Genomic DNA, 20,659 nt, shown 5'->3' with positions numbered 1-20,659 from the left:
AAATGGTCATAAGCGATTCATGAACTCGGTGAACTGCTCAAAGTGCTGCTCCCAGGTAGGGGGCGAAAAATGCCGCAGGCGCTCCAGTTGCCCCTGGCGCATGGGGCTATCGGGGCGGCTATAGTCGCTCAAAGCGGCGAGCCAGGCCGAGGCGTCCGAGGTTTCGATATAATCGGGCACGTCTCCGGCGATCTCCCGGAAAACGGGCAGCGGGCTGGCAATGACGGGAATTCCCACCGCCAACGCCTCCACCAGCGGCAGGCCGTAACCCTCCTCGTGGGAAGGGAACAATAAAGCACGCGCGCCCTGCAGGTAAGCCCGGAGACAGTCATTCCCGCAATGATGCAACACCCGCACCGAATCCTTCAGGGCCGCGTCTGCACGGAACTGTTCCTGAATATCACCGCACATCCATCCCACCTGGCCAATCACCACCAGCAACGGAACATCCGTCCGGCGGCTTTTCCACTCCCGCCACAGATCCAGGGCAAACTGATGATTCTTACGCGGTTCTATGGTTCCCACCATGAGGAAATAAGACGCCGGCAAGGGGGCATGGATTGCAGAGGGTGGGGCGTGGTGAAAATGATTGGCACCCAGAGGAATCACTGAGATGGGCGGCAGGGTTACGCCCCATTGTTGGGCATAATGTCGTAAAACGCGCGCCGTGTGCTGAGAATTGCTGACGACACCCGCCGCATGACGCAGGATCACCCGCACACGCGCGGCATGCCGACCATCTTCCCCTGGACGGCAGAACTGGGGGTGGGTGAGGGGGATCAGGTCATGGGCCATTACCAGCAAGCGAATCCGTTTGCGTGCCATCCATGCACCGTAGCCGCGCCGGTCCAGGCCGCTGTGCCCCATGTTCAATACCCAACTTCCCATAGGCACGGCGCGCAAAGGCAGCCTCGCCAGCCAGGCCATGGTCGTCCCCAGAGTGGGATGCGGCTGGCCATCTCGCCAAGCCAGGAGCCAGGCGAAAAGGGCAGATGACGCGGTGGGCGACAACGCCACGGCGATGGCTCCGTGTTGCATCAGGGCCTGGGCACGATGGTGAAAAAAGGCGATATACGCCAGGCAGACGCGATCCACCCCGGTGGGCATCCGCTTTTTACGCGCCCGCCCTATCAAGCGCGTGACATCGATCAATAAGGGGCGGTCACCCTGGTTCATAAGGCGCAAACACTCAAGGGAGCACTCCTGCGTTGGTCAGGCCGCGAGTAGGATAGACGATCTGCACAAGCATGCCCAGAAACCTCATCATGCAGCCGGACGGCAACGATCGCCCATTTTCCCGGACCAGCACGGTTACCTGCACTTTGCGGCGCATCCGCGCGACGTTCCGCCCATGGGCGATGTTCCCGCTACTTTTTGGCGGATGCGTGATGTAGCCCATCGCTTTTGGAACCGTTCAGATGAATCCAGGCAGGGCTAACAGGCACGACGTCGCCCCGCCATACCTGCGCCTCCGCATCCCAAGTACAGCCATGGTTGGACCAGAAATCCCGGCAGGCGTCGTTGCGGCCGGTGGGCGTGTAATACCCGAGATACGCCGGGTGTCCGGCAGCCTGAATCTGCCGCACCGCCGCGGCGAGCAGGGCGGTTTCGATGCCCAGACCAAATACCCGGCAAGACAGCACCACCTGCTCTATGGCGTTATTGCGCAGCAAGGCCAGAGCAATCAGTCCGTGGGGGGCAAAACGGTCTTCCGCGCTGGCGGCCAGTAATGCCCCGCCCGAGGCCAGCCAGTCTTGCATTTCGGCACCGCTCCAGCGCTGGCCGGTGGTGTTGAACTGGTTGGTTTTATTGAGCAACTCCAGGGCCCGCGCATAGCGGGGGTGTGAGGCATCGGCCATGACTTCCATGCGCAAGGCCAATTGCAAGGATGCCAGCCAGGCATCCCGATCCTGACCCCCCGCCGCTTCTTCACGCGCTTTTTTGGCCTGGATCAATTCCGTGCGTCGGGCGGATTCCTCGGAAACGTCGGTCACCTGGGTTTCCGCCGCATAGAGCAGAGTGTAGCGCCAGCGCTCCGGGTCGCCGCTCAGGGTACGCATGGCCGGATAGGCATGGGAAACTTCCGCAATCTCCAGGGGGTTGTCATCAATAAACAGCACATGCTCTGGGAGGATGTTGGTTTCGGCCAGAATCCGGGCAATACCGGCGGGCTTGGGTTCCCAACCGATCTGCACCGAGCAGAAATCCTCCAGGCGCAGGCGTCGGCCCCAGACCCGCACAAAATTCTCCCGGGTGCTGGCGGCATCGTTTTTACTGCAGATCGCAAGTAAAAGCCCCCGCGCCTTGCACGCCAGCAAGGCTTCGGCGTAACCCAAGGGCCAACCTTCCGTGACTTCCAGGGGGATAATCTCATCGGCTTCCGCGAGCACGCCTTTCCAGAGCGTATTATCGAGATCGGTAATAATGAGTTTCACCGGATGTTCGCCCTGCAAAATCCGCAAGGCCGCACGGACCTTGTCCAGAATCCCCAGGTGGATCAAATCTCCCTGACGACTACTGAGCAAGCCGCCGTGGGTAAAATGGGAAACATGCCCATCGTAGGCGGTACTGTCCCCATAGTGCAGGCGCAGGTCGTTCAGTTCCAGGTAGAAAGCGTGGTGGTGCGATGCCAGTTGCTCCTCCAGGGCATCATTCAAGTCCCGGATCAGGGCATAGAGCGACTTCTGCCGGTTCCGGCCCAGGATTCCGTTGATCTGCGGGGCGGGTTCCAGAAAGCTCAGAAAAAATACGGGAATCCCCTCGGGCAACCCCGCCAGCACCCGTTCCACCATGGCGGTCAGGGGACGACGGGTACTTTCCCGCAGCAGATTCCAGTCGAGATCGGGGCGCAAGTGGAACAAATCCCCGTCGCCGCCGTCCGTTACCAGACTCAGCAAGGAACGCAGGGTGAGTTGCACGAGAACGGCATCCTGTTCCCCGACCGGCAGCGGGGGTACCGGATCATGGGGACCGGAATCCATCAGATAATGGCGCACCGGCCAGTGGGCCGCCAGCGCCGTCCGCAACAAGCCTTCCATCAGACAGGTGCCCAGAATGGCCAAGCGGGGCTGTTCGGCCGCCGGGGCAATGCCTATGGCGGGTATCGGCGGGAATTGCTGCTCATCTTGTTCCAAGGCGTTCAGCAGGGCCACCCGTTGCTGCTGCTCCTGGTAGGCCCGCCCTTCCTCGGAGTTCTGGAGGGTCCGCATGACGTGGCGGCGGGCCTGTGGAGATTGCAGACGTCGGAGATAAAAGTCCCTGCCCGTTGGATCAGTGGAACGCCCCAGATACTTGAGATAAATCGCGTCCAGAAACGCCTCATCATCCAGCGCCGCCCAGGCGGGGTCTTCCGTCGATTCATTACGGCCACGCCAACGCCGCCACCAGGATGTCTGTTCCCTGCGCGACACCGCCTCAGTATCCCCGCCGAATATACATTTCCACACCCCAATGCCCACCGTGATCTTCGAGACGAGTATGGATTTCCCGAGCGCCCGCGGCCTGAAAAGCCTGCACCAACCGGTTGAGGTTATAGGCGTTCATTTGCATGTGGGGTTCTCGCAGCGGCTTGCCGCGCAGGGCATTGATGAGCATGCGCCCACCCGGAATGCGGTGACTCAAGAAGGTCGCCGCCGGATGACGCGGGCTAACCTGAGCATACTTAAAATGGAACACACCCATACCCCCAGGCGCCAGATGTTGCAAAAGCCGTTTTAATATCGCCTGCCCACGCACTTCGGGAATGTGCTGAAACACGATAAAAGATAACATAAAATCAAAATGTTCCTGCGCAATGGCGGTCAATGCGTCATCGGCGATCCGCCACCGGATATTGGCAACGTTCGCTTGTTCGGCCAAGAACCGGGCCTCACTGAGCATGGCCGGAGCCACATCCAGCCCCGTGACCTCGGTAAAGCGGCGCGACAGGGGCAAGGCGAGCCGTCCAACCCCACAGCCAAAATCCAGCGCCTTACCCGCCTGCCAGTCCGGCCCGAAAAACCGCGTACATTGATCCAGAACCATATTGACGTAGCGCTGACCCGATTCAAAAAAGGCCGCGCGCTGTTCGTCGGAAAGTGCAGAATCCTGATATGCCGCTTCGCTCAACACCCCATAATAAGGCCGATTTTGTGCGATCTTTTGCCAATCGGCATTACTGTCTGGCAGCATTCCCATTACATATTCGTGTAGTAATGGACGGCTTCGTCGATGTCATCAATCTCCCGCAAGCGCCCGTTTTCGAGAATGGCCGCATGGTCACAATTATTGCGGATCAGATCGGCATGGTGAGACACCAGCACCATCGCCTTGGTGGCCCGGCGCTTTAATTCATCCTCACAGCGGCGGTTGAAACGCGCATCGCCCACCGAAATCACCTCATCCACCAGATAGCAGTCGAAATCCACCGCCATGCTGATGGCAAAACTCAAGCGGGAATTCATACCCGAAGAATAGCTTTTGACCGGTTCATCCAGGTAAATACCAAGCTCCGCAAAATCTTCCACTTGTGCCACGGTTTCTTTCACATCCACCCCGTATACTCGGGCGATGAGGCGGGCATTATCCCGACCGGTCAACGCCCCCTGAAAAGCCCCCCCAAAAGCCAAGGGCCAGGAAACCGTCATACCGCGACGCACCGTTCCCGCATCCGCCCGCAGTGAGCCGCTGATAATCTGAATGAGGGTCGATTTGCCCGCGCCGTTTGGCCCCATAATCCCCCAGCGCTCACCGGGATGAATGTCCAGAGAAATATCATCCAGCACCAGCCGCATATCCCGGCCATGGTGGATGGGGAAGGACTTACTGATATGGGAAAGAATCAGGCTATTTTCACTCATGGATCGATACTCTTCATCAGCCACCTTTCGCCTTTTCCGATGTTGCCTGGACTCTATGATACAGGGGCCTCGCCTGGGGAAGCCACTACGCGAACAGTTTCGCAATCTGCCCCATGGGCAGGAACAGACGCAACGGGGTTTGCTGGAAAGGCCGAAAGTCGAAATGCCGATAGAAGCTCTCGGCCCGCTGATCCTTGGCCTCCACAATCACCGCCATGGCCGCGATCTGTTGCGCAGCTTCCAGGCTGCGGCGTAGGGCGTCTACGAGCAGGAACTCCCCCAGCCCCTGGCCACTGACCGAGCGGTCCACCGCCAACCTTCCGAGCAACGTGACCGGCAGTTGCCCGTAGCGCGGTAGTTGGTTCATCAAGACCGGCGGTAGTTCAGCTACCGGGATGATGGATGACGATAGGGTGTAGAAGCCGAGCACCGCAGGACTGTCCGGCTGCGTGAATATGAAAGGCGCGGCGACGCGCTTCGCGGCGTCTTGCCGCGCCTGCTCGCGCAGATAACGATTCAGCTCCTCGTTGCCGCAATCGAAGGACTTGCGGTCGTGCGCCTTTTCAAGCGGAGCAACATGTTCAGGGACTAAAGAGAGCGCCAATCAGGGCCTCGTTTTTTGACGGTAGCTCCGGACGGCCTTATCGATGCGCGCGCCCGGCTCGGACGGCGCCAGCAAGGCGCTCACAAAGGCGACCTGTTCCTCGCGGGACAGGCGGATGACTTCGTGCTCCTGCACGATCTTGGCCGCCGCTTCCTGGGTACTGTCGATGACGAGTTCGCTCAAGGTGCGCCCAGTCAGCGAGGCGGCCCGCTGGAAAAAGTCTTTCTGGTCGCTGGAGACGCGCGCTTCCAGGCGCGCATTGCGCGGTTTATCGTGCGTTTCAGGCGTTTTCAGCATGGCGCGGCCCCGTTAGGATGGATTTATGGCAACAGTCTCACTGTACGCCATTTGTCCGTACTCATCAAGATATAGCGCGTGCGCCGTTGCACGACGCCTTGGCAATCATTGACCCATTCCAGTATCCTCGGAAAAATCATGGAACGTTTTCTGAGTATTCCCTGGATGGAAGCCTATGCCGCGCATTGCAGCGCGGATGAGGCATTGGCGGCGGCACTGAAAGGATTCAATGCCAGCATCGAATACGGCTGGCTGGACACAGATTACCCCAATGTTTACCTGACCCTGGTCAATGGCTTACCGCATGGCGTTACAGAAACCCTGCCTAAAAAAGCCCAACTGCGCGTACATGCCAGCCGAGAAACCTGGATGCGCATTCACCAGCGGGAACTCAGCGGCAAAAAAGCCTTTCTGACCCAACAACTCCAGTTTCGTGGCTCCATGCTGACCCTGCTCAAATATATGGACCCTTTCAATGCCACCTTCCGGCGCATGGGCGATATTCCCGCGAATTTCTAGACGCGTTTGTTATTTTGCCGGGACGAGTCTGCTATCGGTCATGATCTTTAGTCATGATCTTTAAAGGAGCGCCCACTTACCGCCTACGGCGCCGGGCGCGACCATTCGCCAGGGATGAGTCGCTAGCTATTGTGCTTCGTTTGAGCTACAACTAAGGCTCATTCTGATAGGAGGCTAGATCGTGGCTGCAACTGCATTTGTCCGGGCGCGGATTGATGAAACGCTGAAAAATGAAGCGGCCGCTGTGTTGGCCGACATGGGCCTGACCGTTTCCGACGTGGTGCGCATCGCGCTGACCAAGATCGCCAAGGAAAAGGCTTTGCCGTTCGAGATGCGCGTACCCAATGCGTTGACGGCGAAAACGCTGGCGAATAGCGAGCGTGGCGAGGATGTTCACCACGCCAAGGATGCTGACGACCTGCTCAACCAGTTGCGCATCTGATGCGACAGCCCGACGATTCCGGTCAGTCGGCTATACCGTTGTTGCCTGCGACGATCGAGTTCGCTGCTCAAACCGGTAGCCGCGTCATCCCCGAAGTCGGCTCTATCGGTATGGCAGTTTCATTGGGCAGGATCAGCTGGGTTGTAGATCCTCATCATTCTGGTGGTATCGCCGCAGTTGCACAAATGCACCTGTTCGCAATGCTGGCCCACGAGTGCCATCACCTCGCACGCGGCTGGGTCATTGAAGCGAACCCCCAGCGCCCGTACAGTATGCTGGAGGCCGTTGTGAGCGAAGGTTTGGCCACGGCATTCCAGCGCGACATTACGGGAGTAACGCCACTTTGGGGCACCTATCCCGAACAAGCATCGATATGGGTGATCACACTCATCCACGCCAGCCCAGGAAATTCTGCGCATGGCCGGCGTTGAGGCGTAGTGATAATGCCGTCCAACATTTCGCAGCAGCCGTTAGGCGAGGAGTAAGCGGTGATCGTTGAACGCATCTTCATCAGCCCAGAGCGCGGCGCGGATCAAGTAGAGCGCCAACACATCGCAGTTCAAGGCGGAATGGGAGTCTTAGGTGATCGGAACTTTGGGAAACGTACCCAACCGGGTCAGAACATCACATTGGTCGAAGCTGAAGAAATCGAACGCTTCTGCGCTGAGTTTTATCGCACCACTGATCTTTCGCTCACGCGTCGAAACCTTGTAACCAGAGGAGTGAGGTTGAACGATCTGGTGAATGTTGAGTTCTCAATCGGAAATGTCAGGCTGCGCGGTGTCGAACTGTGCGAACCATGCATCCTTCTTGGCAATCATTTAAGTAGCGAGTCTCTTACCCCTGCTGCGGTCATAAAGCACTGGGTTCACCGTGGCGGACTGTTTGCCGATATCCTCAGCAGTGGAGCAATCGTTCGTGGAGCTCGTATTGAAACTGACGCCTAACCCTTGCTCAGCTAAAATGTTCGGGATTCTGAAGGGGTTTTATTGGTGCGTGACAAGTCGCACTATTTCGTTACCGCAACGGGTCGTTGTTCTGAACTGCGGATTGCCCATCCGCGTGTCTTGACAAGAAAAGTTCTAGCATTAGGTATTACAATGCGTTCTGTCTCGTTTTTATTCACTCAAAATAGCGAGGAGCCAGGAAATGTATGAGAACCGAAATAATAAAAGCCTTGTGTGGCCGCAAGAGATACAAATTGACCCCTCTCTAAGCGTTGCTATGCTGGCGGTTGAACACACGGAGAAAGTCTTTGCTTTGATCGATCAAAACAGAGATTATTTGTCCCGTTGGCTCCCATGGGTTGATGAAACACGTTGTGTTGATGATACAAGGAGTCATATTATGACAGCTCCTGTTTAGCTTCAGCAGGGAACGGATATTAATTACGTCATTAAATTCAATCATACGATTGTGGGGCGTGTAGGTTTTCATTACTTTGAACCGTTTTCGAGCGCTGGCCGACTGGGATACTGGTTGAGCGAAAAAAGCCAAGGGCGGGGAATAATGTCACGAGTCTGTAATTATTTAACAGAAGAGGCATTATGCCGCCAAGGTATCCGTCGTGTGGAAATTCGATGTGCAGCCGAAAATAGCCAAAGTCGGCGAATCCCTGAACGGCTTGGCTATCGTTTCCATGGGTTTTATAAGGAGGCTGAATGCCTGCAAGGGCGGTACGTTGACCATGCCGTGTACTTTGCGGAATGTGATTGGTGGGTTATCTCATGTTAGAACTACGTTACCCTGGGATCCCTGGTTTATTTTATTGTCTATCAGAATATTTGTCTCACAAGTCCTAAAAACTCAACTTTAAACATTAAGAAACTATTTATTAAGTGGATGGCGATCATTCGCCGGGAATGGGCAATATTTAACCCATTGCATGTTAGGTTGTTGCGGGGAGACCGTCATGACGGGATGATGTTACCCGAAGGATGTGCTGATCAATCGATCCATTCTGGTCGGATCAATACTTTGGCACAATATCCATCTTTACCTTCTTTACAATTGGTAGACTGTGAAGATTCTCGAGAAGCAGCGGATTATGTGGCGGAATGTCATCAGGCATTTGCCAGGTTGAACCCTAATCTTGCTCTTGAAATCAGGTGGGCGAGCGCCTGATGTCAGCAGAAGTGGTCGAATCGGTGCTGTCACGGCAGATGGATGATCTGGATCCGACCCTCACGCGCCGCTGAACTGCGGGACAAAATGCTGGCCGTTGGTCGTAAACGTTCAGCCAACCCACCCTTGCGGGTTGGCGCCAATCAGGCTAATGCAGATTTTTTCCAGTTCCACGGCAAGAGTTCGTGGAGTTTTTTGTTGGGCCAGGTCGGGAGCTTTTCGAGCACGTCACAGAGGTACGCGAAGGGCTCGATGCCGTTGAGTTTGCACGTTTCGATGATGCTGTAGAAGGACGCGGCACGCTCGCCACCGGCATCATTTCCAACAAATAAAAAATTCTTGCGACCAATGGCCACGCCCCGCAGCGCTCGCTCCACCGGATTATTATCGATGCTGAGTTGTCCTTCTTCGAGGTAGAGCGTCAGTGCTTTCCAACGGTTGAGGGCATAGCCGATGGCTTTAGCGATGCCACTTTTCGGCGCCACCTGCATCTGGGTTTCCGTGAGCCAGGCATGGAAGGCTTCCAGCAGGGGACCGGCACGCTGCTGCCGGGCGGCGACTTTCTGATCTGGTAGAGATTCCTTGATCTCCGCTTCGATGGCGTAGAGTTTGACGATCCAGGCCAGGGCCTTCTGGGCTACCGGACTGGGACCCCGCTGTTCCACGTCATAGAAGTGGCGGCGGACATGCGCCCAGCATCCCGCTTCGATGATCTGTTCCTTGCGGTAGAGGGCATCATACCCCCCATAGTCATCGGTCTGGAGGATGCCTTGCCAGTCACCCAGAAAGTGCTGCGCGTGGATCCCCTTACGGTCCGGGGCATAATCAAAGACCACGACGGGATGCGGGGCATCCGCCTGGCTGCGATACACCCAGAGATAGGCTTTGTCCGTCTTGCCGCTGCCGGGGTTGAGGACCGGCAAGGGCGTCTCGTCGGCGTGCAGAATCTTTCCTTCCAGCAAGGCCCTTTTGCAGGCTTCGGCGAGCAGGCTGATCCAGTATTCGCCCTGACCCAGCCAGCTGCAGAGGGTGGCGCGAGAGATCGGTACGCCCGCTCGCTGGTACTGGGTTTCCTGCCGGTACAAAGGCAGGTGATCCACGTGTTTCGCCGTCATCACATGGGCCACCAGGCGCGCCGTGGGCAAGCCCTTGTCAATCACCTGTGCCGGTAATGCCGGACTTTCGAGGGTACCGCAGGGGCGGCAGGCCAGTTTGGGGCGGATATGGCGAATGACCTGGAAGCGTCCGGGGATATAATCCAGTTTTTCGCTGATCTCTTCCCCGACCGTTTCGAGTGGACCCCCACATTGCGCGCAAGTGCAAGTCTTGGGATCGTGACGTACTTCTACCCGGGGCAGATGGGCGGGGATCGCCATGCGGCCGGGGTGCCGGCGTACGGGACGGGCGGGGACCGTTACGGTCTGCGCGTCGGCGGCTGCTCCCTCTGCACGGCCAGCGGTCACGGCCGCACTGTCTTCCAGAACGGTTTCGAGGAGGCTTTCCATCGCCGCGATTTCGGTATCCAGCGCTTCTTCCCAAAGACTGATCTGGTCGGGAGAGAGCTTTTCCGAACGGCGTCCGAATCGCCAGCGCTGCAGTTTGGCGATGGTGCTTTCCAGGCGGGCGATGGTTTCATCGCGCAGGGCAATGGCCGCTTGCTGTTGGGCGATGATCCGGGTGCGTTCCGCTTCCTGTTCCTCCTGCTGTTGCAGCAGGCTCAGCACCAGATCGCGCAGGGCGTCCGGGCTGGTGGGAAGAGGCGTTTGCGGCGCTGAAATCATCAGAAAATAGTATCGGAACTGGGCTATTTATACAAGAAATTCCCGCTAGTTACAGCAGTGTTGGTGTGCATTTTTCCAGGCTCGGTAACGGCGTCCACGGGCGCCCCTCTACCAGCATCGCCCACTGCGCAGCGGAGAGTTCTATGGCACCGGCATCGGCGCGGGGCCAATGGAGTCGTCCCTGATCCAGACGGCGATACACCAGCCAGAAGCCCAGTCCATCCCACAGTAACAATTTCAGACGATCCCCTCGGCGGTTGCGAAAGACAAAAGCATGACCGCAAAAAGGATCGGCAGCCAATACCCCCTGTACCTTGGCCGCCAGGCCATCAAAGCCTAACCGCATATCTACGGGCGCTGCCGCGAGCCAGATCCGGCTGCTCGAATTTAGCCACATGGTCTTTCCAGAATCTGCACCAAGGTCTGGAGCCAGCTGGTATCTACCGGCGCCGCAAGCTTCAGGCTACGACCGGATAACAGGTGAATTTCCACCGGTGAAACAGGCGTCCTGACCGGCGCGGCCAGAGTTACCGGCAAAAACCCTTCGGGCACGGCGGACAGCAACGGCGTTTGTATAGAATCGGCAAAGCGTTTGCGCCAGTAATGCAGCGTGGCTACGGCGATCCCCGCCTGCGCACAATAATTCTTGACCGACTGTCCGCTCGCCTGAAATCCCTCTACCTGCTGCCGCCAATAAGCGACTTTCTCTTCTTTCTTCATCACCATCCCTCCGCGCTGAATGCAGATCAGGATCGGTCAGGTCAGGAAATTTGGGAAGGTGGGTTGCTTAGACGCTTACCGTTGGTCTGCCGATATAGGCGTCGTCAGTCGCAGTTAATCTGAGCCGAAAACGCCCGTTGATCGCGAGCACACCGTTTTCGATTGCAAACCGTTACACGTAAGTGCTCGATCTCGACAGTCTGCTCGCTCCCGCACTCGGCCTGTGCCTCGATCTTGAGGCGGGCGGTGGCCACTTCCACGCGGGCGGCCTCTGCCGCCTGCTGCTCGCGCCCGATGCGCCGCTGTGCCTCGGCCAGGTCGGCGGCCCGCTGGGCGGCTTTGCCGGTTAGCGTATCGCGCTCCCGGGTCAGTGCCGCCACCCGCTCGGCCAGGGCGTCACGCCAGCGGAAACGGTCACAGTGACGGCTGCGGCACCCGATCCGGTCGAACCAGTAGCCGCGGTCTTGCCCTCTGATTTGCTGTCCGCAGGACAAGGGCTGTTATCTGCGGCAGAAGCCACACCCAAAAAGCGCCGGACGGCCTCGGAGGGCGAAAGAAAGCATCTCACCACCACCCGGATCATTCAGGACTATCTGGGGCATCGGAACATCCAGCATACGGTGCGCTACACGGCCACCAACCCGGTGCGCTTCGAGAAAGCGTTGGTGGTGGCCATGGTAAATATGTATTATTGTACATATGATTTTTGAATGGGATGAAGCAAAGCGCCTTATCAACCTTGAAAAACATGGGGTTGATTTTGTGGATGCGCCAAAAATGTGGGGTGGGACCATGCTTGTGGCAGAGGATGCCAGACGAGAATATGGTGAATCCCGCTATGTTGGGACTGGTCGCATAGAGGGAGGGGCGATGGTCGTTGTTTACACCAACAGGAGCGCAAACGTCGTCCGGATCATCTCATTGCGAAAGGCTAATAGCCGGGAGACTCGATCTTATGAAAACGCAACAAATGAATAAGCCTGCAGTTATTACGCGGACCGTAGGAGTTGATAATCAGGAAACTTCCCAGACTGACTGGAATCGTTTGGACGCGTTGGGTGATGATGACATCGATTATAGTGATGCGCCCGAGCTTGGCGCCGATTTCTGGAAAGAAGCAAAAGTTCTAGATCATGGTGCTAAAAAACCTATAACCATAAGAGTCGATCAAGATGTTATTACTTGGTTCAAGTCCCGCGGTGGTCGCTACCAAGTCTTGATGAACCAGGTTCTGCGCCAGTACATGGAGAGTCTGGAGAAGCATGGACAGAGTAAGTAGATAATGGTCGCGTTGTGGGCTACGACAATCAGCATGGATACCATCACCGACACTATTTTGGTGATATGCATCCCGTCGATTTTGTGAGTTTCGAGGAGACCGAAGCAGATTTCGAGGCTGATTGGATGGCTTTGAGGAGGTGATGGCAATGTTGCTGTATGTTTCTTACGGCGCCTACTTGCTGGTGTGTGCCATGCAATCCAATTCACCACTGCTTACCCTCGACCAACCCCTTAAACAGGTGGCTGAGTCCCTGGGCATCAAAGTCCTGGAGGTCTAGCTCATGAAGGTCTACACATTCTCTGAAGCTCGTCAAAAGTTCTCGTCAGTACTCGATTCAGCCCAACTTGAAGGGGCGGTTAAAATCACACGTCGAGATGGTCGCGCATTCCTAATCCGCCCGGTTCAGGAATCTCCGTCTCCTCTGGACGTCAAGGGCGTGAAGTTGAATCTCAGCCGAGACGAAATTGTCAGCTCCGTTCGCGAAGGGCGCGAGCGTGAAGCCCGCAGCTAACAAATCGTTGCAGCGGACGTTTGACCCGGCACCCATTTTTGCTGCCGCAAAAACGGCCGTCGCGTCAAACGCCGCTGAACTCAGGAGGTAGATTCAATCTGTGCAGGAGCGGGCGATTGATCTACAGGTGTTTCTTGTGGCGTTGCTGTGCTCAAAAATGCCTCTTGAGTGACGGATTGATAAATAATTGGCTCCAAGCGGCGAAATTCATTCATGCTCATGCCGTGCTCACTCGAAAATCGTGGCGACCTTGGCCAGCACCTCGTCCATGATCGGTACCGGCAGAGTGTCCACCTTGCGGGCATTTCGGGCGGCCAAGTCAATCACGCGCGGCTGGTCGCAGCGCACGATGCCGGTGGTCTTTATGCCGGTCACGAGCACCGCGAAGCCAAGGCGACGGGCGAACTCACCACCATTGGTGATCGGTAGGATCACCGGCAGCTTGGTGGTTTCATTAAACTCCGCAGGCGACACGATCAGGACAGGACGGCTACCGCTTTGTTCATGCCCGGCGGTGGGATCGAGCGACACGAGGTAGATGTCACCTCGCTTCATAGCAGCTCACCGCCCACGGCGGGCGCATCGACCCATTCGCGCTCCTCGACCGGTTGCGGCTGGGAATAGTCGGACGCGGCCAGCAACTCTGCAAGTGTGTAGCGCGGGCGTGGACTGGGATTGACCACCAGTCGACCATGATCGACGACCAAGCCGACCGTCGCACCGGCTTGCAGGTGCAACTGTTCAAGGAATGCGGGTGGGACGGCCAACATGATCGAGCCGCCGACCTTGCGCAGTTTGGTTGTGTGCATGATGCACCTTCAGTGCGTTAAATTATATTTAAGTATAATTTCAATTGCTTTGGGCTGCAAGCCGTCCCCAGCACAGCACCGTTTGCCGAGTTTGATTTTGGCGATATTCCCGCTACTTTCCAGGCGCGTCCTGAGCATCGCTGGCAGCTTTTGCCGTGGGTTTTCTACGCTTGGGCTTCAGTTCACGGATGATTTCTGCGCGCAGACTGGCCTCATAGCGCTTGGCCAGGTCTTCCAGAGTCAACCCATACTGCCGATCAAAGGGCGCATCAAAACTTTTAAGCTTCTTTGCTGCCGCTTCTTTTTGCGCGACGACCGCATAATCCGGGCTCACTCCCGTCAGCACTTGAAGCAGAGATACGGGGGTTTTCCCGGCGGCAAGCTCGGGAGATTCCTGCAAACGCACTATTTTATTGCGCAGAAAGCCGGTGTATTCCGTCAGGAACGAAAGCAATAAAGGCGGCAGAGGCCGCTGATGGGTAGGGTCCAGATAAAAGCTGGAAGAACCCACCACCAGATTCTCGGCCTTGGCAAGTGCATTTGAATGAGCCATACTTTGAAATCTTTTAGCACGCCGCATAAGCATCGGATAATCCTTGTGAAGCACCCTATCCTTGTCGTCGGCGGCGCCGGTTACATCGGCTCGCACATGGCCAAGATGCTCGTCCAGAGTGGGCATGAAGTGCTCATCCTGGACAATCTTTCTACGGGCTTTCGGGAAGCCGCCCGCTATGGCCGTTTGCTTGAAGGCGATCTGGCGGATACCGCGCTGCTGGAACAGATTTTCGAGGAGACGCCCATTGCCGCCGTGATGCATTTTGCGGCGCTCAGTCAGGTGGGCGAATCCATGCGCGAACCCGCCCGCTACTATCGCAATAATGTCGCCAATACCCAGAATCTACTGGAAACCATGCTCCGCCATAACGTGCGCCGCTTCATATTTTCATCCACGGCGGCATTGTTCGGGGAGCCGGAATACACCCCCATCGACGAGCAGCATCCCCAGCGCCCCATCAACCCCTATGGGCGCAGCAAGCGCATGGTGGAGGAGATGCTGGCGGATTACGACCGCGCTTACGGTCTGCGCTTCGTCAGCCTGCGTTACTTCAACGCCGCCGGAGCCGACCCGCAGGGCGAGTTAGGTGAGCGCCATGATCCCGAGAGCCACTTAGTCCCCCTCGTGTTGCAGGCGGCCAGCGGTCGGCGGGCACAGATAGCTATTTACGGCGACGATTACCCAACGGCAGACGGTACCTGTGTGCGCGACTATATTCATGTCTGGGACCTGTGCAGCGCGCACCTGCTGGCTTTGGAGCATTTGCTCGCCGATGGGGAGAGCAATGCCTTTAATTTGGGCAACGGTCAGGGCTTTTCGGTGCAAGTAGTCATTGATACCGCCCGACGCGTGACCGGCCAGACCATTCCCGCCGACGTTCAGCCCCGCCGCCCCGGTGATCCCGCCGTGTTGGTGGCGGACAGCCAAAAGGCGCGCAATATCCTGAATTGGGAACCACGCTTTGCGGATCTGGCCGCGATGATTGAGCATGCCTGGAGTTGGGAGCAGCAGAAAGGGACGGCGTGGTGATGGGAGACGCTCGCAAGCGGCACGCGTAATGAGCGGCATTGGGGGTCGAGGTAGTTGGCTTTATTTCGGCCAGAAGTATCGGAAAACCGTGCCGTGCTTTGGCTTCAGCCAGTGCGATAGATACGACAGTTTCCGTGATGCTCACCAGCCAGTCATCAAAAGGCTATTCCTTTGCATCGCTACCTTTGGCTACCGGTTTTTTACGCTGGGGTTTCAGTTCCCGGGTTAGTTCCGCCCGCAGACTGGCTTCATAGCGCGCAGCCAGAGTTTCCAAGGTGAGGCCATATTCCTGGGCAAAGGGGTTGTCAAAGTGCGCCAGCCTCTTTGCTGCGGCATCTTTTTGCGCGACGACCGCGTAATCCGGGCTCACTCCCGCCAGCACTTGAAGCAGAGATACGGGGGTTTTCCCGGCGGCAAGCTCGGGAGATTCCTGCAAACGCACTATTTTATTGCGCAGAAAGCCGGTGTATTCCGTCAGAAACGATAGCAGCAAGGGCGGCAGAGGCCGCTGATGGGTAGGGTCCAGATAAAAGCTGGAAGAACCCACGACCAGATTCTCGGCATTGGGGGTTTCCAGTATCAGCAAACCCGCTGGTTTGAGCACGCGCAGGGCTTCCTGGACCATCTCCAGCAACATCGGGAAAGGCACGTGCTCGGCAATGTGAAAGCCGGAGACCACGATCTGGCTGGCACGGGGCAGCTTTCTCAATGCGGCCAGTGCGTCGCCCTGCTCTATGGACAGGCCCAGTGCCGTGCAGGCCGAGAGCATACCGGCATCCTGATCCACGCCGTGGGCGGTAAAGCCTTCTTCACGGAGCAGTTCCAGCCACTCCCCGCGCCCGCAGCCCAGATCCAGTATGGGACTATCGGGATAAAGTTCTTTCAGGGGATACAAGAATGGCAGATAGACTTTTACCCGCGACTTGATGAGTGCTCGCGAACCCCGGTGACGGTCTTCGAAGGCACGGTAAAAGTCGGGATCGGGCATCAGGCCTCCAGAATCCTCAGCGATTCCTCTGCAAGTCGGCTTCGACCATCATGGCACAAAGCTGTTCCAGTGTCGTCGGGGTTTCCCAGCCAAGTTCCGTCTTGGCCTTGGCAGGGTTACCGATGAGGAGTTCCACTTCAGCGGGACGGTAGAACTTGGGATTGACGGAGACAATCACTTTGCCAGTAGCCGCGTCTCTGCCGCTTTCAGCTTCACCCTGACCCTGCCATTCCATGGTGATGCCTGCCGCTTTGGCGGCCATGGTGACGAAATCCCGGACGGATTCTGTGCGGCCGGTAGCCAGTACATAGGTATCCGGGGTATCGGCCTGCAACATGCGCCACATGCCTTCCACATAATCCTTGGCATAACCCCAGTCGCGTTTGGCATCGAGATTGCCCAACTGGAGCTGATCGAGTTTGCCGAGTTTGATTTTCGCCATGCCGTCGGTGATTTTACGGGTGACAAACTCCAGACCGCGCAGAGGACTTTCGTGATTAAAAAGAATGCCACTGCTGCCGAATATGCCGTAGCTTTCGCGGTAGTTGATGGTCATCCAGTGGGCATAGAGTTTGGCCACCCCGTAAGGGCTTCGGGGATAGAAGTTGGTGGATTCATCCTGGGGAATAGCCTGAACCTTGCCGAACATTTCCGAGGTGGATGCCTGGTAGAAGCGGATTTTGGGATTGACGATGCGAATGGCTTCGAGCAGGTTCAAGGCACCCAAACCGGTAATCTGGCCGGTGGTGTTGGGTTGGTCGAAACTGACAGCGACGAAGCTTTGCGCGGCCAGATTATAGACTTCAGTCGCACCGCTGCTTTCAATCAGGCGAATGGTGGAACCCAGATCGGTCAGGTCAAATTCGACCAGATGGAGATTGGGGTGATCGGCGACGCCGAGTTCTTCCAGACGCCAGAAACTCACAGAACTGGTACGGCGGTAGGTGCCGTAGACGGTGTAACCCCTCTCCAGCAGGAGTTGGGTGAGATAGGCACCGTCTTGGCCGGTGATGCCGGTGATGATTGATATTTTTTCCATCTCTTTTAATCCTTGCTGTCGAATCAGGAATATTTGATTACTGGTTTGTAATGGTGACTTCTTGTAAATACTCCACCGGCTTCAAGTTACGGCTAGAAGCCGGATCAGTCAGCCAATGCCGACGGCTATCGCTACACAACATGAAAATCATCACCCGGTTCCGGCGGGGTTTGGTTCTTGCTGCGCTCCCGTCAAGCCTCATCCGTGACCGTTCCCACTACTCGCCACTCAATAGCCGCGGCCTCCATTAAACGCTGGCTTCAGTAGAGCTTGCGTAGCACAGCATACCCCATCAGTAACCGGTGCAAACGCTTCCCTTTCAAATACTGACCGCCTTGGAGACGGATAGTTTAGGCGGTATCCCTATCAACAAATGCACGTGATCTCGATTGATCGTAAACGTTCAGCCAACCCACCCTTGCGGGTTGGCGCCAATCAGGCTAATGCAGATTTTTTCCAGTTCCACGGCAAGAGTTCGTGGAGTTTTTTGTTGGGCCAGGTCGGGAGCTTTTCGAGCACGTCACAGAGGTACGCGAAGGGCTCGATGCCGTTGAGTTTGCACGTTTCGATGATGCTGTAGAAGGACGCGGCACGCTCGCCACCGGCATCATTTCCAACAAATAAAAAATTCTTGCGACCAATGGCCACGCCCCGCAGCGCTCGCTCCACCGGATTATTATCGATGCTGAGTTGTCCTTCTTCGAGGTAGAGCGTCAGTGCTTTCCAACGGTTGAGGGCATAGCCGATGGCTTTAGCGATGCCACTTTTCGGCGCCACCTGCATCTGGGTTTCCGTGAGCCAGGCATGGAAGGCTTCCAGCAGGGGACCGGCACGCTGCTGCCGGGCGGCGACTTTCTGATCTGGTAGAGATTCCTTGATCTCCGCTTCGATGGCGTAGAGTTTGACGATCCAGGCCAGGGCCTTCTGGGCTACCGGACTGGGACCCCGCTGTTCCACGTCATAGAAGTGGCGGCGGACATGCGCCCAGCATCCCGCTTCGATGATCTGTTCCTTGCGGTAGAGGGCATCATACCCCCCATAGTCATCGGTCTGGAGGATGCCTTGCCAGTCACCCAGAAAGTGCTGCGCGTGGATCCCCTTACGGTCCGGGGCATAATCAAAGACCACGACGGGATGCGGGGCATCCGCCTGGCTGCGATACACCCAGAGATAGGCTTTGTCCGTCTTGCCGCTGCCGGGGTTGAGGACCGGCAAGGGCGTCTCGTCGGCGTGCAGAATCTTTCCTTCCAGCAAGGCCCTTTTGCAGGCTTCGGCGAGCAGGCTGATCCAGTATTCGCCCTGACCCAGCCAGCTGCAGAGGGTGGCGCGAGAGATCGGTACGCCCGCTCGCTGGTACTGGGTTTCCTGCCGGTACAAAGGCAGGTGATCCACGTGTTTCGCCGTCATCACATGGGCCACCAGGCGCGCCGTGGGCAAGCCCTTGTCAATCACCTGTGCCGGTAATGCCGGACTTTCGAGGGTACCGCAGGGGCGGCAGGCCAGTTTGGGGCGGATATGGCGAATGACCTGGAAGCGTCCGGGGATATAATCCAGTTTTTCGCTGATCTCTTCCCCGACCGTTTCGAGTGGACCCCCACATTGCGCGCAAGTGCAAGTCTTGGGATCGTGACGTACTTCTACCCGGGGCAGATGGGCGGGGATCGCCATGCGGCCGGGGTGCCGGCGTACGGGACGGGCGGGGACCGCTACGGTCTGCGCGTCGGCGGCTGCTCCCTCTGCACGGCCAGCGGTCACGGCCGCACTGTCTTCCAGAACGGTTTCGAGGAGGCTTTCCATCGCCGCGATTTCGGTATCCAGCGCTTCTTCCCAAAGACTGATCTGGTCGGGAGAGAGCTTTTCCGAACGGCGTCCGAATCGCCAGCGCTGCAGTTTGGCGATGGTGCTTTCCAGGCGGGCGATGGTTTCATCGCGCAGGGCAATGGCCGCTTGCTGTTGGGCGATGATCCGGGTGCGTTCCGCTTCCTGTTCCTCCTGCTGTTGCAGCAGGCTCAGCACCAGATCGCGCAGGGCGTCCGGGCTGGTGGGAAGAGGCGTTTGCGGCGCTGAAATCATCAGAAAATAGTATCGGAACTGGGCTATTTATACAAGAAATTCCCGCTAGTTACAGCAGTGTTGGTGTGCATTTTTCCAGGCTCGGTAACGGCGTCCACGGGCGCCCCTCTACCAGCATCGCCCACTGCGCAGCGGAGAGTTCTATGGCACCGGCATCGGCGCGGGGCCAATGGAGTCGTCCCTGATCCAGACGGCGATACACCAGCCAGAAGCCCAGTCCATCCCACAGTAACAATTTCAGACGATCCCCTCGGCGGTTGCGAAAGACAAAAGCATGACCGCAAAAAGGATCGGCAGCCAATACCCCCTGTACCTTGGCCGCCAGGCCATCAAAGCCTAACCGCATATCTACGGGCGCTGCCGCGAGCCAGATCCGGCTGCTCGAATTTAGCCACATGGTCTTTCCAGAATCTGCACCAAGGTCTGGAGCCAGCTGGTATCTACCGGCGCCGCAAGCTTCAGGCTACGACCGGATAACAGGTGAATTTCCACCGGTGAAACAGGCGTCCTGACCGGCGCGGCCAGAGTTACCGGCAAAAACCCTTCGGGCACGGCGGACAGCAACGGCGTTTGTACAGAATCGGCAAAGCGTTTGCGCCAGTAATGCAGCGTGGCTACGGCGATCCCCGCCTGCGCACAATAATTCTTGACCGACTGTCCGCTCGCCTGAAATCCCTCTACCTGCTGCCGCCAATAAGCGACTTTCTCTTCTTTCTTCATCACCATCCCTCCGCGCTGAATGCAGATCAGGATCGGTCAGGTCAGGAAATTTGGGAAGGTGGGTTGCTTAGACGCTTACGATTGATCGACCCAGCATAGATCATCATGTCCTTGCTACGCGCTATCTCGCGCAGCTACTCCCGACATCGGAGCCCAACATCTCCCACCAGCACAGAATAACGGTACTTTGTGGTCCAGACCAGGTGTTACTTACAGTCCCAAACGGCGTGGCTACCTTATATATAAGATCCCATGCTCTCGGTTACATGGCTATACCCATCTACAACCTAAAGGCGGGGGGGGGATACAGATTTCCTACCGGCGACT

At 57.1% G+C, this 20,659-nt stretch carries 32 protein-coding genes; 13 read left to right on the top strand and 19 right to left on the bottom strand.

Annotated features, from left to right (window positions below):
• Positions 1 to 6 precede the first annotated feature (6 nt).
• The 6 genes from F6A13_RS14105 to F6A13_RS14080 all read right to left on the bottom strand — a co-directional run bounded on the left by F6A13_RS14105 (position 7) and on the right by F6A13_RS14080 (position 5,739).
• Positions 7 to 1,176, bottom strand: a complete 1,170-nt coding sequence (locus tag F6A13_RS14105) for a glycosyltransferase family 4 protein (protein WP_151528390.1) — start codon at positions 1,174 to 1,176, stop codon at positions 7 to 9.
• 191 nt (positions 1,177 to 1,367) lie between these two features.
• Positions 1,368 to 3,410 carry an HAD-IIIC family phosphatase gene (locus F6A13_RS14100; RefSeq protein WP_151528389.1) on the bottom strand — a complete coding sequence of 681 codons (2,043 nt, stop codon included), beginning with the start codon at positions 3,408 to 3,410 and terminating at the stop codon, positions 1,368 to 1,370.
• Between the two features lie 4 nt (positions 3,411 to 3,414).
• Positions 3,415 to 4,176 (bottom strand): class I SAM-dependent methyltransferase, encoded by a 762-nt coding sequence (locus tag F6A13_RS14095; RefSeq protein WP_151528388.1) that lies wholly within the window; start codon positions 4,174 to 4,176, stop codon positions 3,415 to 3,417.
• Positions 4,176 to 4,838, bottom strand: coding sequence for an ABC transporter ATP-binding protein (locus F6A13_RS14090; RefSeq protein WP_126604466.1), 663 nt, complete (start codon positions 4,836 to 4,838; stop codon positions 4,176 to 4,178). The genes F6A13_RS14095 and F6A13_RS14090 overlap by 1 nt, the downstream gene beginning before the upstream one ends.
• Positions 4,839 to 4,923: 85 nt before the next feature.
• Entirely contained in the window at positions 4,924 to 5,442 is a 519-nt protein-coding gene (locus F6A13_RS14085; protein ID WP_151528387.1) for a GNAT family N-acetyltransferase, read from the bottom strand.
• Complete coding sequence (locus F6A13_RS14080) at positions 5,443 to 5,739, bottom strand: DUF1778 domain-containing protein (protein WP_151528386.1); 297 nt, start codon at positions 5,737 to 5,739, stop codon at positions 5,443 to 5,445.
• 138 nt (positions 5,740 to 5,877) lie between these two features.
• On the opposite strand from F6A13_RS14080, the gene F6A13_RS14075 reads away from it, so the two are divergent.
• From F6A13_RS14075 to F6A13_RS16060, 6 genes are all read left to right on the top strand, one after another.
• On the top strand, positions 5,878 to 6,258 hold the full coding sequence (locus F6A13_RS14075) for an SCP2 sterol-binding domain-containing protein (RefSeq protein ID WP_151528385.1): 381 nt from the start codon (positions 5,878 to 5,880) through the stop codon (positions 6,256 to 6,258).
• A 181-nt stretch (positions 6,259 to 6,439) separates the two neighbouring features.
• Positions 6,440 to 6,700: a type II toxin-antitoxin system RelB/DinJ family antitoxin gene (locus F6A13_RS14070; RefSeq protein WP_151528384.1), complete on the top strand. Its 261-nt coding sequence runs from the start codon at positions 6,440 to 6,442 to the stop codon at positions 6,698 to 6,700.
• Positions 6,700 to 7,131 (top strand): DUF2268 domain-containing putative Zn-dependent protease, encoded by a 432-nt coding sequence (locus tag F6A13_RS14065; RefSeq protein ID WP_151528383.1) that lies wholly within the window; start codon positions 6,700 to 6,702, stop codon positions 7,129 to 7,131. Before F6A13_RS14070 ends, F6A13_RS14065 begins: the two co-directional genes overlap by 1 nt.
• 57 nt (positions 7,132 to 7,188) lie before the next feature.
• Positions 7,189 to 7,647, top strand: coding sequence for an MOSC domain-containing protein (locus tag F6A13_RS14060; protein ID WP_151528382.1), 459 nt, complete (start codon positions 7,189 to 7,191; stop codon positions 7,645 to 7,647).
• A gap of 202 nt (positions 7,648 to 7,849) precedes the next feature.
• Positions 7,850 to 8,065, top strand: a complete 216-nt coding sequence (locus tag F6A13_RS14055; RefSeq protein ID WP_151528381.1) for a hypothetical protein — start codon at positions 7,850 to 7,852, stop codon at positions 8,063 to 8,065.
• Between the two features lie 18 nt (positions 8,066 to 8,083).
• Entirely contained in the window at positions 8,084 to 8,434 is a 351-nt protein-coding gene (locus F6A13_RS16060; RefSeq protein WP_151528444.1) for a GNAT family N-acetyltransferase, read from the top strand.
• Between the two features lie 533 nt (positions 8,435 to 8,967).
• On the opposite strand, the gene F6A13_RS14040 is transcribed toward F6A13_RS16060, so the two are convergent.
• The 3 genes from F6A13_RS14040 to tnpA (F6A13_RS14030) are packed head-to-tail and all read right to left on the bottom strand — an operon-like array spanning position 8,968 to position 11,325.
• Entirely contained in the window at positions 8,968 to 10,605 is a 1,638-nt protein-coding gene (locus F6A13_RS14040; RefSeq protein ID WP_151528380.1) for an IS66-like element ISAfe4 family transposase, read from the bottom strand.
• A gap of 49 nt (positions 10,606 to 10,654) precedes the next feature.
• Entirely contained in the window at positions 10,655 to 11,002 is a 348-nt protein-coding gene (gene tnpB, locus F6A13_RS14035) for an IS66 family insertion sequence element accessory protein TnpB (RefSeq protein ID WP_012536650.1), read from the bottom strand.
• Positions 10,993 to 11,325 carry an IS66 family insertion sequence element accessory protein TnpA gene (gene tnpA / locus F6A13_RS14030; protein ID WP_126604936.1) on the bottom strand — a complete coding sequence of 111 codons (333 nt, stop codon included), beginning with the start codon at positions 11,323 to 11,325 and terminating at the stop codon, positions 10,993 to 10,995. Before tnpA (F6A13_RS14030) ends, tnpB (F6A13_RS14035) begins: the two co-directional genes overlap by 10 nt.
• Positions 11,326 to 11,507: 182 nt before the next feature.
• On the opposite strand from tnpA (F6A13_RS14030), the gene F6A13_RS15715 reads away from it, so the two are divergent.
• The 6 genes from F6A13_RS15715 to F6A13_RS13995 all read left to right on the top strand — a co-directional run bounded on the left by F6A13_RS15715 (position 11,508) and on the right by F6A13_RS13995 (position 13,118).
• A complete protein-coding gene (locus F6A13_RS15715; protein WP_225981857.1) occupies positions 11,508 to 11,675 on the top strand; it encodes a hypothetical protein in 168 nt (55 codons plus the stop codon).
• Between the two features lie 69 nt (positions 11,676 to 11,744).
• On the top strand, positions 11,745 to 12,035 hold the full coding sequence (locus F6A13_RS15710) for a hypothetical protein (protein WP_225982034.1): 291 nt from the start codon (positions 11,745 to 11,747) through the stop codon (positions 12,033 to 12,035).
• Positions 12,025 to 12,303, top strand: a complete 279-nt coding sequence (locus F6A13_RS14015) for a BrnT family toxin (RefSeq protein ID WP_151528379.1) — start codon at positions 12,025 to 12,027, stop codon at positions 12,301 to 12,303. Before F6A13_RS15710 ends, F6A13_RS14015 begins: the two co-directional genes overlap by 11 nt.
• The gene (locus F6A13_RS14010; protein WP_215856090.1) at positions 12,281 to 12,604 is read left to right on the top strand and encodes a BrnA antitoxin family protein; all 324 of its coding nucleotides are present in this window, start codon (positions 12,281 to 12,283) and stop codon (positions 12,602 to 12,604) included. Before F6A13_RS14015 ends, F6A13_RS14010 begins: the two co-directional genes overlap by 23 nt.
• Before the next feature lie 142 nt (positions 12,605 to 12,746).
• On the top strand, positions 12,747 to 12,884 hold the full coding sequence (locus F6A13_RS14000; RefSeq protein WP_225981856.1) for a hypothetical protein: 138 nt from the start codon (positions 12,747 to 12,749) through the stop codon (positions 12,882 to 12,884).
• 3 nt (positions 12,885 to 12,887) lie between these two features.
• Entirely contained in the window at positions 12,888 to 13,118 is a 231-nt protein-coding gene (locus F6A13_RS13995; protein ID WP_126604463.1) for a type II toxin-antitoxin system Phd/YefM family antitoxin, read from the top strand.
• 80 nt (positions 13,119 to 13,198) lie between these two features.
• Here the strand turns inward: F6A13_RS13995 and F6A13_RS15490 are convergent, their stop codons facing one another.
• From F6A13_RS15490 to F6A13_RS13980, 4 genes are all read right to left on the bottom strand, one after another.
• Complete coding sequence (locus tag F6A13_RS15490) at positions 13,199 to 13,339, bottom strand: hypothetical protein (protein WP_172959336.1); 141 nt, start codon at positions 13,337 to 13,339, stop codon at positions 13,199 to 13,201.
• Between the two features lie 7 nt (positions 13,340 to 13,346).
• Positions 13,347 to 13,673 (bottom strand): type II toxin-antitoxin system PemK/MazF family toxin, encoded by a 327-nt coding sequence (locus F6A13_RS13990; RefSeq protein ID WP_151528378.1) that lies wholly within the window; start codon positions 13,671 to 13,673, stop codon positions 13,347 to 13,349.
• Positions 13,670 to 13,927, bottom strand: a complete 258-nt coding sequence (locus F6A13_RS13985) for an antitoxin (protein ID WP_151528377.1) — start codon at positions 13,925 to 13,927, stop codon at positions 13,670 to 13,672. Before F6A13_RS13985 ends, F6A13_RS13990 begins: the two co-directional genes overlap by 4 nt.
• Positions 13,928 to 14,039: 112 nt before the next feature.
• Positions 14,040 to 14,480, bottom strand: coding sequence for a hypothetical protein (locus F6A13_RS13980; RefSeq protein ID WP_225981855.1), 441 nt, complete (start codon positions 14,478 to 14,480; stop codon positions 14,040 to 14,042).
• A 45-nt stretch (positions 14,481 to 14,525) separates the two neighbouring features.
• Here F6A13_RS13980 and galE point away from each other — a divergent pair, with 45 nt between their 5' ends.
• Positions 14,526 to 15,512: a UDP-glucose 4-epimerase GalE gene (galE, locus tag F6A13_RS13975; RefSeq protein WP_225981854.1), complete on the top strand. Its 987-nt coding sequence runs from the start codon at positions 14,526 to 14,528 to the stop codon at positions 15,510 to 15,512.
• Between the two features lie 163 nt (positions 15,513 to 15,675).
• Here the strand turns inward: galE and F6A13_RS13970 are convergent, their stop codons facing one another.
• The 6 genes from F6A13_RS13970 to tnpA (F6A13_RS13945) all read right to left on the bottom strand — a co-directional run bounded on the left by F6A13_RS13970 (position 15,676) and on the right by tnpA (F6A13_RS13945) (position 20,332).
• Positions 15,676 to 16,500 carry a class I SAM-dependent methyltransferase gene (locus F6A13_RS13970; RefSeq protein WP_151528375.1) on the bottom strand — a complete coding sequence of 275 codons (825 nt, stop codon included), beginning with the start codon at positions 16,498 to 16,500 and terminating at the stop codon, positions 15,676 to 15,678.
• A 16-nt stretch (positions 16,501 to 16,516) separates the two neighbouring features.
• The gene (gene gmd, locus F6A13_RS13965; protein WP_151528374.1) at positions 16,517 to 17,539 is read right to left on the bottom strand and encodes a GDP-mannose 4,6-dehydratase; all 1,023 of its coding nucleotides are present in this window, start codon (positions 17,537 to 17,539) and stop codon (positions 16,517 to 16,519) included.
• A gap of 319 nt (positions 17,540 to 17,858) precedes the next feature.
• Positions 17,859 to 17,933, bottom strand: coding sequence for a transposase (locus F6A13_RS16055; RefSeq protein WP_151528441.1), 75 nt, complete (start codon positions 17,931 to 17,933; stop codon positions 17,859 to 17,861).
• Positions 17,934 to 17,974: 41 nt separating this feature from the next.
• Complete coding sequence (locus F6A13_RS13955) at positions 17,975 to 19,612, bottom strand: IS66-like element ISAfe4 family transposase (protein ID WP_126604988.1); 1,638 nt, start codon at positions 19,610 to 19,612, stop codon at positions 17,975 to 17,977.
• A gap of 49 nt (positions 19,613 to 19,661) precedes the next feature.
• Entirely contained in the window at positions 19,662 to 20,009 is a 348-nt protein-coding gene (gene tnpB / locus F6A13_RS13950) for an IS66 family insertion sequence element accessory protein TnpB (protein ID WP_012536650.1), read from the bottom strand.
• Positions 20,000 to 20,332, bottom strand: a complete 333-nt coding sequence (gene tnpA / locus F6A13_RS13945) for an IS66 family insertion sequence element accessory protein TnpA (RefSeq protein ID WP_012536651.1) — start codon at positions 20,330 to 20,332, stop codon at positions 20,000 to 20,002. The genes tnpB (F6A13_RS13950) and tnpA (F6A13_RS13945) overlap by 10 nt, the downstream gene beginning before the upstream one ends.
• Positions 20,333 to 20,659 lie beyond the last annotated feature (327 nt).

Origin of the sequence: Acidithiobacillus sp. 'AMD consortium', from assembly GCF_008926505.1 — a bacterium.
Taxonomy (GTDB): Bacteria; Pseudomonadota; Gammaproteobacteria; order Acidithiobacillales; family Acidithiobacillaceae; genus Acidithiobacillus; species Acidithiobacillus ferridurans.
This window is presented reverse-complemented; position numbering and strand designations above follow the sequence as displayed.